This is a genomic window from Zoogloea sp., assembly GCF_030157465.1.
GTDB lineage: Bacteria > Pseudomonadota > Gammaproteobacteria > Burkholderiales > Rhodocyclaceae > Zoogloea.
The window spans coordinates 89957-102838 of the sequence record NZ_JAOAUU010000136.1; the positions used below are offsets into that span (position 1 = coordinate 89957).

Sequence of the window (12882 nt, forward strand, 5' to 3'; positions counted from 1 at the left end):
CCGGATCGATCCGACTGGAGTTCTACCCATGGCTTTTCTACGCCCCGCCGCGCTTTGCGTGGCCCTTGCCGCTGCCTTTCCCGCCGCCGCCTTCGCGGCTTCCGATGCCGACCTGAAGCAACTCCGCGACCAGCTGCGCGAGCTGCGTGACACCTACCAGCAGCGCATCGACGCCCTCGAACAGCGCCTTGCCGCGGCCGAAGCCCGCAGCGCCTCGGCCTCGACGGCCGCCGTCGAAGCCGGCACCACCGCCAGCGAGGCCATCCGCTCGGTGGCCGAAGTTCGCGCCACGGCAGACAGCGCGGCCCGCCGCCCGGCCTCTGCGAGTACCTTCAACCCCGCCGTGTCCTTGATCATCGACAGCAAGCTCACCCGCTTCCAGCGCGACCCGTCGGCCTACCGCATCGACGGCTTCATCCCGTCGGGCGGCGAGATCGGCCCGCCGCGCAAAGGTTTCTCGCTGGGCGAATCCGAGCTCGCCTTCTCGGCCAACGTGGATCATCTTTTCCGCGGCAACGCCCGCTTTGCGCTGGCCGAGGACGACGGCGCCGGCGTGGTCGAGGTGGAAGAAGTGAACGTGGAGACTCTCGCGCTGCCATCCGGTCTGAAAATGAAGGCCGGCCGTTTTCTGTCCGGCGTCGGCTATCTCAACCAGCAGCATCCCCACGAGTGGGATTTTTCGGATGCGCCGCTGGCCTACAAGGCCTTCTTCGGCTATCGCCTGCAAAACGACGGCGTGCAGCTGCGCTGGGTGGCGCCCACCGAACTCTTCCTGGAGCTGGGTGCCGAGGCGGCCAATGGCGGCAAGTTTCCCGGCGCCGAGCGCAACGCCAACGGCGCCGGCCTATGGACGGCCTTCGCCCACCTGGGCGGCGACATCGGCGAGTCGTCGGCCTGGCAGGTCGGTTTGTCCCATGTGCGCGCCAATCCGCGGGCACGAGGTTTCGAGGATGGCGCGGACCACGCGACCGGCGCCGCTCTTCAGCACAGCTTCTCGGGCAGCAGCCAGACCTGGATCGCCGATTTTGTTTACAAGTGGGCCCCCAACGGCAACAGCCGCGAGCGTTACCTGAAGGTGCAGGGCGAGTACCTGCAGCGCCGGGAAACTGGCGAGCTCAGCTACAACCTGGATGCTGACGGTGTTGCCGCAGCCTCGTCGGCCGCCCGCTTCCGCCAGTCCGGCAGCTACCTGCAGGCGGTGTACCAGTTCATGCCCCACTGGCGCGTCGGCGTGCGCGGCGACTGGCTGCGCAGCGGCACGGCCGATCTCGGCGGGCTCGACCCGGCGGGCCTGCCCATCCTGGCCGGCTACAACCCGACCCGCCAGACGGCGATGGTCGATTGGTCGCCGTCGGAGTTCTCGCGCCTGCGCCTGCAGCTGGCCCGCGACAAGTCCCGCAACGGCGAGGCCGACAACCAGGTCTGGCTGCAATACGTCATGAGCCTTGGCGCCCACGGCGCCCACAAGTTCTGAGGAGAAAAACCATGTTTTCAAAACTGATCCTGCGTCTCGCCGCGTTTTTGCTGATCGTTGCGGCGCTGCCGGCTGCGGCGGCGGTCAATGTCTTCGCCTCGGTGCCTGAATGGGCCGCGCTGGCGCGTGAAATCGGCGGCGACAAAGTCAACGTGTTTTCCGCCACCAACGCCCTGCAAGACCCCCATCGCATCGAAGCGCGGCCGTCGCTGATCGCCCGGGCGCGGAGCAGCCAGCTGGTGGTGGCAACCGGCGCCGAGCTGGAAATCGGCTGGCTACCGGTGGTGTTGCGCGAATCGGGCAACGCGGCGATCCAGCCTGGCCAGCCCGGCTATTTCGAGGCAGCCTCGGTGGTGCGCATGCTCGAAGTGCCGGCCCGCGTCGATCGCGCCGACGGTGACGTGCACGCCGGTGGCAATCCGCACATCCAGCTCGATCCGCGCAATGTCCTGAAAGTGGCCGACGCGCTGGCGGCCCGCCTGACCCTGGTCGACCCGGCTGGTGCCGTTGTTTACAAGGCCAACCTCGCGCGTTTTTCCGAAAAATGGAAGGCCGCCATGGTGCGCTGGGAGCAGGCCGCTGCGCCGCTCAAGGGGGCGCCGGTGTGGGTCCAGCATCGCTCCTTTCCGTATCTGGCCGACTGGCTTGGCTTGAAGGAACTCGGCGCGCTGGAACCCAAGGCCGGCGTCGAGCCGGGCAGCGCCCATCTGGCCGGCATCCTCGAGCGCCAGAAGGCGACGTCGGCGAAGATGATCCTGCGCCCGGCCTACACCCGGCCGACGGCTTCCGACTGGCTTGGCGAGAGGGCCCGCATCCCGGTGGTGGTGCTGCCCTTCACGGTGGGCGGCTCGGCGGAGGCGACCGATCTGTTCGCCCTCTTCGATGACACCCTCCGGCGCCTGCTCGCCGGCTTGAAGTAAGGAGGCCGCATGGCTGAGGTTTTGCTTCGCGTGACAGGCCTTGTTGCCGGCTACGCCGCGCCGGTGGCCGGCCCGCTCGGTTTCGAGCTGCGCCGGGGCGAAATCCTCGGCCTGGCCGGCCCCAACGGTGCCGGCAAGTCCACGCTGCTGAAGGCTTTGTGGGGAGGCGTGCGGGTGTTTGGTGGCCAGATCGAAAGGGCTCCGGGTTTGGCGATTTCGCATCAGGCCCAGGGTTTCGACGACCTGCGCGGGGTGCCGCTCACCGGTCACGAGCTGCTCGGCCTGACCGGCGCCACCGCCGACGGCCTGCCGCCCTGGCTGGCCGGGCGCCTCGGCGAGCGGCTCGACCGGCTGTCCGGCGGGCAGTTGCAGTTCCTGCGCCTGTGGGCCTGCCTGGCTGTGCCGGCCGACCTGATCCTGCTCGACGAGCCCACCAACAACCTCGACCGCGCCGGCGTGGCCTACCTTGCCGACTGGCTCGGTCGTGCCCATTCCGGGCAGGGCATCGTCATCGTCTCCCACGACCACGGGCTGATCGACGATGTGTGTACGCGGGTGGTTGATGTCGGGGTGCCCTCATGAACTTCGATCTGCTCCTCGATCCGCTCTTTCGCGTGCCCTTTCTTACGGGCCTGTTGCTCGCCGCGCTGCTGCCGCTGATCGGCATGTATCTGCGCCTGCGCCACGAATGGCTGGCGGCGCTGGCCTTCGCCCAGATGGCGTCGGCCGGTGCGTTGCTGGCCATGGTGGCCGGCTGGCCGATGATCCTCGGCGGTGTGCTGGCCGCGCTGGTGGCGGCGCTGGCCAAGGGGCTGATGGCACGGGCCGGCGCCGGCGCCTACGCGCTGATGATGTTGCTGGCGTGGGGCGGCGGGGTGCTGCTGGTGGCCAATCATCCGCTCGCCGAGCAGGCCGGCCACGCGCTCTTCGACGGCCAGCTCTACTTCACCGGCGACGGCCACCTGCTGGCGGCCGGCATCGCCTGTGCGGTGGTGGTGCCGCTGCTGTCCTGGCTGTCACGACCCCTGTTGCTGGGGCGCCTGTTTCCCGAGTTCTACAGGGCGCGGGGGCTGGATGCCCGTCCGCGCCTGATGCTGTTCGATCTCATCGCCGGGCTGTCCGTGGCGCTGGCGACGGTCAGCCTCGGTGTCATGGCGGCCTTTGCGCTGGTGTTCGTTCCGCCGCTTGTGGCGTATCGTTTTGCCCGCAGCTGGCGGGCCGGAATGGTGCTGTCCGCTGTCATCGGAATGGTGGGTTACAGCGTTTCCTTTGCGGTGTCGCTGGGCCTGGACCAACCCTTCGGGCCGGTATGCGCTGTGGTTCTGGTTATGCTGGTGGCGAGCACCAGTCTTGATTCCTACAGGATGTAAATCACGGAGTCGGGATTGGGTTGAGTGATATCCTGTTTCTCCGTAAAAATACCCAGGAGGATGTGCGAGTGGCGCTACCGTTCTTCGGCAAAAAGCCTGTGCCTGCCGGAAGTTCTGCACCCCGTTCCCGTTCGGGCCCGGGTGCCGCGTCAGCTCCGCTGTCTTCCGCTTCCCGCCTCCGGCCTGTGGCATCCCGCAACGATACGTCCTCCCTCGACTTCACCGTTGCCGGCGGCGACGTGAACCGGGTGCTCGCCCAGTGCGCCGACAAGATGCACGTGGAGGAGGGCGTTGACGAGATGGCTCCGTCGGCCGAAGAGGCCGCCATCCTGTACGCCAACGGCGGCTACGACGAAGCGCGCGCCGTTCTCGAGAATGCCCTGGACACGACCACCTCGCCCAATGCCCGCTTCGATCTGTGGGCGATGTTGCTCGACCTGCTGCGCCTGACGGCGCAAAAAGACCGCTTCGAACAGATCAGCCTGCATTACGCCACCGAATTCGAACGTTCGCCGCCGGCCTGGATGGATTTGTCGTGCCAGGCCGCCCGCGGCGATGCGCCGAAAGTCCAGACGGTCAACCTGTCCGGCCAGCTCGGCGGAAACGCGGCGGCGCAGTTTGCCCAGCTGATCCAGATCGGCATGCGAACCGGTGCCCTGCGCATCGACCTGAGCCGCCTGCGCAGCGTCGATGCGGCCGGCGCCGAACTCCTCTACCGGGCGGTGCGTGGTCTGCGCCGGGCCAAGGTCAAATTGAGCCTGTCGGGCGCGGTTTACCTCTCCAACCTCCTCGGGGGGCTGGTTACCAGCGGCACGCGCGAGAACCAGACCATCTGGCTGCTGCTCCTCGAAGTGCTGCAGTTCACCGACCAGCAGGAGCGTTTCGAAGAACTTGCGCTTGAATACGCGATGACCTTCGAGGAGTCGCCCCCGTCGTGGGAGCCGCTCGCCGCAGTGGTCACCAGCCAGGTTGGCCCCGATGCCCTCGATCTGACGATGAGCCAGATCTACACGCTGGAAGGCGAGATCGTCGGGCCGAACGTCGAAACGCTGCGCAAGATCACGGCTTTTGCGGCCGATCGCACCAAGGTCGAAATCGATTGCGGCCGTCTGCGCCGCATGGATTTTGTGTCGGCCGGAACGCTGTTCAACATCGTTTCTCAGCTCCACACCCAGGGCCGGCTGGTGGTGCTCACCGGCGTCAATTCGATGGTGGCGGCGCTCATGCAGGTCATGGGGCTGCACCAGGTCGCGCGCATCGAACTGCGCGGCTGAGCGGCCCGCTTTCCGTTGCATCCGGCTGGCGCCCTGCCGGCCTTGTAATCCGGTTTTTCATCCCCACATCGATCCGATGGAACAATATCGCGGCACCACCATTCTTTCGGTCCGACGCGGTCGGCACGTGGCCCTTGGCGGCGACGGGCAGGTCACGCTCGGGAATATCGTCATCAAGTCCACCGCCCGCAAGGTGCGCAAGCTCTACCAGAACCGCATTCTGGCCGGCTTCGCAGGCGGCACGGCGGACGCCTTCACGCTCTTCGAGCGCTTCGAGGCCAAGCTCGAGAAGCACCAGGGCAACCTGCTGCGCAGCGCCGTCGAACTCGCCAAGGACTGGCGCACCGACCGCGCGCTGCGGCGCCTCGAAGCCATGCTGGCGGTGGCCGACCTCGACAACTCCCTGATCATCACCGGCAACGGCGACGTGCTGGAGCCCGAGCAGGGCATCGTGGCCATCGGCAGCGGCGGCGCCTACGCCCAGGCCGCCGCCCGCGGCCTCATCGAGAACACCGAGCTGACGCCCGAAGAAGTGGTCAAGAAATCCCTGACCATCGCCGGCGACCTGTGCATCTACACCAACCAGAGCCACATCATCGAGGTGCTCAACCCATGAGTCCGCAAAGCCGCCTTAAGGGCGAATGCTCCCGCCTGGCGGGAAGGCGCGTAGCGCCGAGGGTGCCCAAATGAGTCAAATGACGCCTCCGGAGATCGTCTCCGAACTCGACAAGCACATCGTTGGCCAGGGCCGTGCCAAGAAAGCCGTGGCCGTGGCCCTGCGCAACCGCTGGCGGCGCGCCCAGGTGGCCGAGCCGCTGAAGAGCGAGATCACCCCCAAGAACATCCTGATGATCGGCCCGACCGGCGTCGGCAAGACCGAGATCGCCCGTCGCCTGGCTCGCCTGGCCAATGCGCCCTTCATCAAGATCGAGGCGACCAAGTTCACCGAAGTGGGCTACGTGGGCCGCGACGTGGATACGATCATTCGCGACCTCGTCGAAATCGCCATCAAGAGCCACCGCGAACAAGCCATGAAGAAGGTTCGCGACCGGGCAATGGATGCCGCCGAGGATCGCGTGCTCGACATCCTGCTGCCGGCGGCCCGGCCCTCGGCAGGCTTCGGTTCCGATGCCGCGCCGGAAGATAACGCCACCCGCCAGAAGTTTCGCAAGAAGCTGCGCGAGGGCGAGCTGGACGACAAGGAAGTCGACATCGAGGTGTCGGTGCCGGGCATGAGCGCCGAGATCCTCGCGCCGCCGGGCATGGAAGAACTCACCGGCCAGTTGCAGAGCATGTTCCAGAACATCGGCGGCGGGAAGAAGAAATCCCGCAAGCTGAAGATCAGCGAAGCCATCAAGCTGCTCGCCGACGAAGAGGCGGCCAAGCTGGTGAACGACGAGGAGCTGAAGCTCGAGGCCCTGCGGATGGTCGAGCAGAACGGCATCGTCTTCCTCGACGAAATCGACAAGATCGCCACCCGCTCCGACAGCCACGGTGCCGATGTGTCGCGCCAGGGCGTTCAGCGCGACCTGCTGCCGCTGGTCGAGGGCACTACCATCAGCACCAAGTACGGCATGGTGAAGACCGATCACATCCTCTTCATCGCCAGCGGTGCCTTTCACCTGTCGCGCCCTTCCGACCTGATTCCCGAGCTGCAGGGGCGCTTCCCGATCCGCGTCGAGCTGGATTCGCTGTCCGTCGAGGATTTCGAATGCATCCTGACCCAGACCGACGCCTGCCTGACCCGCCAGTACGAGGCCCTGCTGGCCACCGACGGCGTGCACCTGGAGTTTGCGCCGGAGGGGATCCGCCGCCTGGCCGAGATCGCCTTCCAGGTGAACGAGAAGACCGAGAACATCGGTGCCCGTCGCCTTTACACGGTGATGGAAAAGCTGCTCGAAGAGCTGGCTTTCGAAGCCGGCAAGGCGGGTGAGCAGACGGTGCTGATCGACGCGGCTTTTGTCGATGGCCGTCTCGAGATGCTGGCTCAGCGCGAAGACCTGGCGCGCTACGTGCTCTAAGCCGCCCCGCCAGCAGGGGCCGCGCGGTGCGGATTCTCCGGGAAAACCCCGACGCCGGCCCCGAGGGGCCGGTCCTACAATGAGCGCCCACCGGCATCCGTCCGGATTCACCGAGTTCCGGCCATGTTGCTGCGCATCGTTTCCATCCTTTTTCCGCTTTTTGCCATCACTGCCGTCGGCTTTCTGGTCGGGCGCAGGATGCGGCCGGATCTCTCGCAGGCCAACAAGCTGAACATGGATGTGTTTGTGCCGGCGCTGGTGTTCGGCGCCCTGGCCAACAAGTCCTTCCACATCACCGAATACCTGCCACTGCTTGGCGCAACCGTTGTTGCGGTGGTGGGTTCGGGCCTTGCCGGCTGGGGCGTGGCGCGGATCATCGGGGTCGCGCCGCGCACCTTTGCGCCGCCGATGATGTTCAACAACTGCGGCAACCTGGGCCTGCCGCTGGCCGTGCTGGCCTTTGGCGAGCAGGCGCTGGCGCCGGCGGTCGTGATGTTCATGGTGTCCAACCTGCTGCACTTCACCTTTGGCGCCTGGTTGCTGGACCACAACATAAAGCTCCTGAGCGTCTGGCGGGTGCCGTCGGTGATTGCCACGCTGAGCGGCCTTACGGTGGGCATTGCCGGCATCGAGGTGTGGCCGCCGGCCATGCTGGCGATCAGGATGCTGGGCGATATTTCGATTCCGCTGATGCTCTTTGCGCTCGGTGTGCGTATCAGCGAATCGCGCATCCCGGCGATCCGTCTTGGCGTGATCGGCGCAGTGGCCAGGCCGGCCATCGGCCTGGCGCTCTCCGCGGTGCTGGTGATGCTGGTGCCGCTGCCCGAGCGGGAGCGGGCGCTGCTGCTGGTTTTTGGCGCCCTGCCGCCGGCCGTGCTCAACTACATGTTTGCCGAGCGTTACAACCAGGAGCCCGAAAAGGTCGCTTCGATGGTGCTGCTCGGCAACCTGATGGCGGTGATCTTCCTGCCGCTGGCGCTGGCAATCGGCCTGTAAGCGCGGGGCAGCGCGCTCAGTGCCCGTTGTCCGACCAGTGGGGGCGGTCGGTAAGCAGCTTGATGAGGCCGTAGCTGGCGCCGACCCGGTGCAGGGCGGTGTTGAAGGCGCCGTTGTTGGGTGCTCCGATGAGCGCCGTCTTTCCGGCCTTGTCCCGGATCGACATTGTTCCTGACCACCGGATGTCCATGTCGATGGCCAGCCCCTTGTTGTGACGGGTGTTCAGCGACGGACGGAAGGCGATGCCGAAGAGGGCCGCCATTTCCTTGGCGGCCTTGACCGAAGCGACGAGATTGCCGTGGTCCCAGATGATGTCGACACCGTCCATCGCGGGCACCTCGGCTGGCCGAATGAGCTGCTTCGCCACGTCCCAGCTATAACGCATGATGTACGCGCGCTGCAGGCTGCGAAAAGTGGTGTCGATCGAGACGCTGGCACCGGCGTCTTTCAGGGCGGCGAGGAAAGGCCTGACGCAGGCCTGAAAGCCCGCATCGAGATCATCCACGCTGCGGCTGTTGGGAAAGCGCGCCTGGTTTGCATGCCACCAGTCGGCTCCGCTCAGGCTTGCCACCCTGTCGCTGCCCCACACCGACAGCAAACGCCAGGTAGTGCCGCCGGGATCGATCCGTCCGTCGGGGGTCTTCATTCCGCCAACCCGCTTCTGGAAGTTGAGAATGGCCGCCTGCGTTTCGCCGTCGGCCAGCCCGCTCACCGTCAAGGGTGAAAGCGCCAGCGCGGTCTTGGCCAGCCATGCATTCAGGTGCGTCTGAACCGCACGGACATCGTCCGGATCGTTCGTTCCATTCTGCCCTACCGAACCCTTCAGTGTGTTCATGACGGTCTCCCCGCGGGTTGATGAAGACTATTCGATGGGCGTCTCGTATCTCTTCAGGAGACGGCGCATCCTCAAATCCTGGCGGTAACGGGCTTTGAGCCTGCGCAACTGGATGTCGGAGCCCTTGCAGTAGCGGTGTTGCTTTGCCGCGATATAGGCACGCCGCTCCGGGTCGTCGGAATCCTCGCCGCGGAAGTGGTCGCAGCGTTCGCGACGTTCAACGAAGCGGGCCACGTCGTCGGGGAGCCGGGCTGCAAAGGCCGGGCCCGCCTGCGTTCCGAGCAGTAAAAGAGCCGTGAGGCACAGAGCGGGCAGGCGCGATGCTGCTGCGGATTTCATGGTTCTGGGGGGCTCCTGGTCGTGTTTGCGACGCATGCCATTGGCAATCCGGCTTGTGAAATCATCTTAGACGGCAGGCCGGTCGGGCGCCAGGAGGAATCAGCCCTCGCCGGTGAAGCGCCCCATCTGCCGCCGGTCGCGCTTGGTCGGGCGGCCGTGGAGATCGGCGCCGGGCGTGGCGGCGAGCTTGCGCTGCTCGCGCTGGGCTTCGCGGGCGGTGATGCTGTCGGGGGTTTCCTCGTAAAGGGCCTGGGCAATGGTGGCGCTGCCGCGCTTGTCGGCGATGCCCTTCACGATCACGCAGAAATGCGTGTCGGCGATCTGGATGTCCACCCGGTCGCCGATCTTTACGTCCCGCGCGGGTTTGACCCGCACTTCGTTGAGCTGGATCTTGCCGCCGTCCACGGCTTCGGTCGCCTGGGTGCGGTGCTTGAAAAAGCGGGCCGCCCACAGCCATTTGTCGAGGCGGACGCGTGCGTCGAGGTCTTCTGTTGGTTTCATTCCCTGACCGGCCGCTTGGCCAGTTTCCGTTGCAGTGTGCGACGGTGCATTTTAAGCGCGCGGGCGGTGGCCGAGATGTTTCCGTCGTTTTCGGCGAGCACGCGCTGGATGTGCTCCCATTCCAGCCGGTCCACCGACATCGGGCTGGCGGCCACTTCGTCGTCGATGAGCACGTCGGTGGCGGAGAGGGCCTTGAGGATGGCGTCCACGTCGGCCGGCTTGGCGAGGTACTGGGTGGCGCCGAGTTTGATCGCGTCCACGGTGGTGGCGATGCTGGCGTAGCCGGTGAGCACGAGGATGCGGCAGTCGGGGTTGGCGGCCAGCAGCGGCTTGATCAGGCGCAGGCCGGAGCTGCCGCCGATGTTCAGGTCCAGCACCACGTATTCGGGCTCGTGCTGGCGGGCGAGTTCGAGGGCGCTTTCGGGGTCGGCGGCGCCAAAGACGGCAAAGCCGCGCTGGCCTAGGGCGCGGGTGAGCACACGGTTGAAGGCGGGGTCGTCGTCGATGACGAGGATGTGGGGGGCGTCCTGCGGGTTCATGGGCGAAGGGCTGCGATCGGAAGGGTGAGGGTAGCGATGGTGCCGCCGCCGGGGCGGGGCGCGAAGGCGATGTGGCCGCCGCAGCGCTCGACGGCGCCAAAGGCGAGCAGCAGGCCGATGCCGAGGCCGGCGCCGGGGCTGGGCGGCAGCTCGCGGCCGGCCTGCAGTGATTCGGGGATGCCGGGGCCGCGGTCTAGAACGCGCACGAGCAGCTGTTCGCCGTCGCTGCCGGCTTCGCATTCGACGCCTTCGGGGCAGGCGTCGGCGGCGTTGTTGATCAGGTTGTGGATGGCCTGCTCCAGCGTGGTGTCGGCCACCAGCGAGGGCGCCGGGTGGCCGCAGTCGATGCGGGCAGCGAGGCGTACGTGGGGGCGCAGGCTGCGCCAGCGGTCAATGATGCCGTGCAGCCAGGCGTCGGCCGGGAGTGTCGTGCCGCCTTCGGCGCGCAGGCTGCCGGCGCGCAGCGTGAGGCCGCCGAGAATGGCCTTGCAGTGGTCGATCTGGGTGCCGAGCAGGGCCGCGTCGGCGCGGGTTTCATCGTCGAGGGCGGGGTTGCGGGCCAGTTCGCCGGCAAGAATCGCCATGGTGCCCAGCGGGGTGCCCAGTTCGTGGGCCGCGCCCGCGGCCAGGTTGCCCAGCGCGACGATGCGCTCGCCCCGCAGGCGGGCCTCGCGGGCTTCGGCCAGGGCCTGGTCGCGGCTGCGGATCACGGCGGTCATGCGCACCACGTACCACACGATGACGCCCGCCGACAGGGCGAAGGTGAGCCACATGCCGGCCAGGTGCCAATGCACGGCGAGGCCGGAATCATAGATGTCGAGCTGTTCGTTGAAATCCCACAGTATTGAGTAGGCGGCCACCGCGAGCACGGCCAGGGCCCAGGCGTAGGGGGCCGACAGGGTTGCCGCACCGATGGCGACGAGGGGCAGCAGCAGCGAGATCAGCGGGTTGGTGGCGCCGCCGGTGAAGTACAGGAAGGCGCTCCAGGCGGCGAGGTCGATGCACAGCTGGGCAAAGAGTTCGGCCGCGCTGACATCGCTGATGCGCGAGAGGCGCAGCCGGGTGAGGCCGTTGGCGAGCAGCAGCGCAGCAGCCACCGGCAGCAGCGAGGCGCCGGGCAGGGGAATGTCGAGCAGCCAGGGCACGATCAGCAGCACGCCGAACATCGCGGCGATGGACAGCCGGCGCAGCCCGATCAGGCGGCGCAGGGCATCGGTGGAGCTGGATGGGCGGGGCATGGTGGGCTCGGAAGGCATCGGGGCATTATCCCCGAAGGGGCTGGCAGGAAGGGCCGGCCGATACCTGGGTGACTCAAGCGCCGGGGGGAGGGCGGGCATCGGTCGGCCAGCACCGAATTTAACGTGCCGGCCAGTGGGGCGGAATGTGGTGGATTGTCGCAGCGGCGCGGTTGTGGCGGCAGGTGTGCAGGGTGGAAAGCCGGTTTTTTTCATCCATCCATAAAATATTGTTTGCATTGCCGGGCGAATCAGTGCAAAGTCCTGCCTCGCGATCTTCAAGTAGTGTTGTTGTTGTCTGGTTCAGTACCCGCAGCCCTGCGGTAGTCTTTCCTTCATCACCCCGCCCTCTTGAGTTTCGCCCTATCCAGGGGCATTCCCTGTTTTTATTAGTTTTTTCAAGGATATTCAAAATGGCAGCAGGTACCGTGAAGTGGTTCAATGATTCCAAGGGCTTCGGTTTCATCACCCCGGAAGCCGGTGGTGACGATCTGTTCGCTCACTTCTCCGCTATTCAAGGCAAGGGTTTCAAGACCCTGACCGAAGGCCAGCGCGTGACCTTCGACGTGGTTTCCGGCCCCAAGGGTCAGCAAGCCGCCAACATCGTTCCGGTTGCTTAATTGCCGAACGATGCCAGCCGGGCGCCAAGCGCCAGGCTGGTGGTAGTGCCAGGTAGCATGGCCTGATTTTTCAGATCATGCTCCTGATGAAAACAGCCCGGCTCATGCCGGGCTTTTTCATTGTCTGTCACATTTGCAACGGCGGCTTCTCCTGCCTTTGTTGGCACGTTCAGGCTGCGCAAAGTGTCGTCTGGTCTGCCTGTGCTTCGTGTGCGTAGCTTGCGAAGCCTGAATCGGGCGTCACGGCGAGATTCGGAAGTCCGGACTCCCGGTTCTTGCTGGCTTTTCAAGGCAGACTGCCCAAAGAAAAAGGCTATGTTCGCGTTAAGTGTGGAAAGCGTTTTCCCCGCTACAGGTCAGGCTTTCCGAGTCTGGCAGGCCTGCCGGCGCGAACCTGAGACCTTCCTGGATTGAGCCCTTACTGGACGGCTTTCCGGTGTATGACCTTACATCGGCCGGGTCTCGCCCCGGCGGGCGACCTCCTTTCTTGCTTCGCCAAGAAAGGAGGCAAAGAAGGCGACCCGGCTTCACCGGTCGGCCTTCGGCCGACTCCCCTGTGCTGCTCCCAGCAGGCGGCCGGCGCGGAACTCGCCCTTCGGGCTCAGACAGCCGCGCCGGAAGGCCCCGCCTGCTGGTGCGCGGATCAAAGGTTCAGACGGGCTTTTACGCTCACCGAGCCTCTCCGGAAACCGATATGGCCACTGACCGTTGATCACCTGCATTTCCGGTCCCCTCTGACGCGCCGACTGGAGGTGATG

The 12882-nt window shown here is 66.1% G+C and carries 15 protein-coding genes; 9 read left to right on the forward strand and 6 right to left on the reverse strand.

Annotated features, from left to right (window positions below):
- Positions 1-28: 28 nt before the first annotated feature.
- The 8 genes from Q1W26_RS16970 (at position 29) to Q1W26_RS17005 (ending at position 8055) form a co-directional block, all read left to right on the forward strand.
- The gene (locus Q1W26_RS16970) at positions 29-1474 is read left to right on the forward strand and encodes a TonB-dependent receptor (RefSeq protein WP_300442607.1); all 1446 of its coding nucleotides are present in this window, start codon (positions 29-31) and stop codon (positions 1472-1474) included.
- A gap of 11 nt (positions 1475-1485) precedes the next feature.
- Entirely contained in the window at positions 1486-2394 is a 909-nt protein-coding gene (locus Q1W26_RS16975) for a zinc ABC transporter substrate-binding protein (RefSeq protein ID WP_300442609.1), read from the forward strand.
- A 9-nt stretch (positions 2395-2403) separates the two neighbouring features.
- The gene (locus tag Q1W26_RS16980; RefSeq protein WP_300442611.1) at positions 2404-2976 is read left to right on the forward strand and encodes an ATP-binding cassette domain-containing protein; all 573 of its coding nucleotides are present in this window, start codon (positions 2404-2406) and stop codon (positions 2974-2976) included.
- A complete protein-coding gene (locus tag Q1W26_RS16985; protein WP_300442612.1) occupies positions 2973-3764 on the forward strand; it encodes a metal ABC transporter permease in 792 nt (263 codons plus the stop codon). The genes Q1W26_RS16980 and Q1W26_RS16985 overlap by 4 nt, the downstream gene beginning before the upstream one ends.
- Positions 3765-3949: 185 nt before the next feature.
- Positions 3950-5038, forward strand: a complete 1089-nt coding sequence (locus Q1W26_RS16990) for an STAS domain-containing protein (protein WP_300442614.1) — start codon at positions 3950-3952, stop codon at positions 5036-5038.
- A gap of 76 nt (positions 5039-5114) precedes the next feature.
- On the forward strand, positions 5115-5654 hold the full coding sequence (hslV, locus tag Q1W26_RS16995; RefSeq protein ID WP_300442616.1) for an ATP-dependent protease subunit HslV: 540 nt from the start codon (positions 5115-5117) through the stop codon (positions 5652-5654).
- 70 nt (positions 5655-5724) lie between these two features.
- Complete coding sequence (hslU, locus tag Q1W26_RS17000; RefSeq protein ID WP_300442618.1) at positions 5725-7059, forward strand: ATP-dependent protease ATPase subunit HslU; 1335 nt, start codon at positions 5725-5727, stop codon at positions 7057-7059.
- 123 nt (positions 7060-7182) lie between these two features.
- Entirely contained in the window at positions 7183-8055 is an 873-nt protein-coding gene (locus tag Q1W26_RS17005) for an AEC family transporter (RefSeq protein WP_300442619.1), read from the forward strand.
- Between the two features lie 16 nt (positions 8056-8071).
- Here the strand turns inward: Q1W26_RS17005 and Q1W26_RS17010 are convergent, their stop codons facing one another.
- The 5 genes from Q1W26_RS17010 to Q1W26_RS17030 all read right to left on the reverse strand — a co-directional run bounded on the left by Q1W26_RS17010 (position 8072) and on the right by Q1W26_RS17030 (position 11507).
- Positions 8072-8890 carry a peptidoglycan-binding domain-containing protein gene (locus Q1W26_RS17010; protein WP_300442620.1) on the reverse strand — a complete coding sequence of 273 codons (819 nt, stop codon included), beginning with the start codon at positions 8888-8890 and terminating at the stop codon, positions 8072-8074.
- Positions 8891-8917: 27 nt separating this feature from the next.
- The gene (locus Q1W26_RS17015) at positions 8918-9229 is read right to left on the reverse strand and encodes a hypothetical protein (RefSeq protein WP_300442622.1); all 312 of its coding nucleotides are present in this window, start codon (positions 9227-9229) and stop codon (positions 8918-8920) included.
- 99 nt (positions 9230-9328) lie between these two features.
- Positions 9329-9730, reverse strand: coding sequence for an RNA-binding S4 domain-containing protein (locus Q1W26_RS17020; protein ID WP_300442624.1), 402 nt, complete (start codon positions 9728-9730; stop codon positions 9329-9331).
- Positions 9727-10269, reverse strand: coding sequence for a response regulator transcription factor (locus Q1W26_RS17025; RefSeq protein WP_300442626.1), 543 nt, complete (start codon positions 10267-10269; stop codon positions 9727-9729). Before Q1W26_RS17025 ends, Q1W26_RS17020 begins: the two co-directional genes overlap by 4 nt.
- Entirely contained in the window at positions 10266-11507 is a 1242-nt protein-coding gene (locus Q1W26_RS17030; RefSeq protein ID WP_300442628.1) for an ATP-binding protein, read from the reverse strand. The genes Q1W26_RS17025 and Q1W26_RS17030 overlap by 4 nt, the downstream gene beginning before the upstream one ends.
- A gap of 410 nt (positions 11508-11917) precedes the next feature.
- Here Q1W26_RS17030 and Q1W26_RS17035 point away from each other — a divergent pair, with 410 nt between their 5' ends.
- Positions 11918-12124 carry a cold-shock protein gene (locus Q1W26_RS17035; protein ID WP_300442638.1) on the forward strand — a complete coding sequence of 69 codons (207 nt, stop codon included), beginning with the start codon at positions 11918-11920 and terminating at the stop codon, positions 12122-12124.
- Here the strand turns inward: Q1W26_RS17035 and Q1W26_RS17040 are convergent.
- Positions 12121-12306 (reverse strand): hypothetical protein, encoded by a 186-nt coding sequence (locus Q1W26_RS17040; RefSeq protein ID WP_300442630.1) that lies wholly within the window; start codon positions 12304-12306, stop codon positions 12121-12123. The genes Q1W26_RS17035 and Q1W26_RS17040 overlap by 4 nt on opposite strands.
- Positions 12307-12882: the final 576 nt, after the last annotated feature.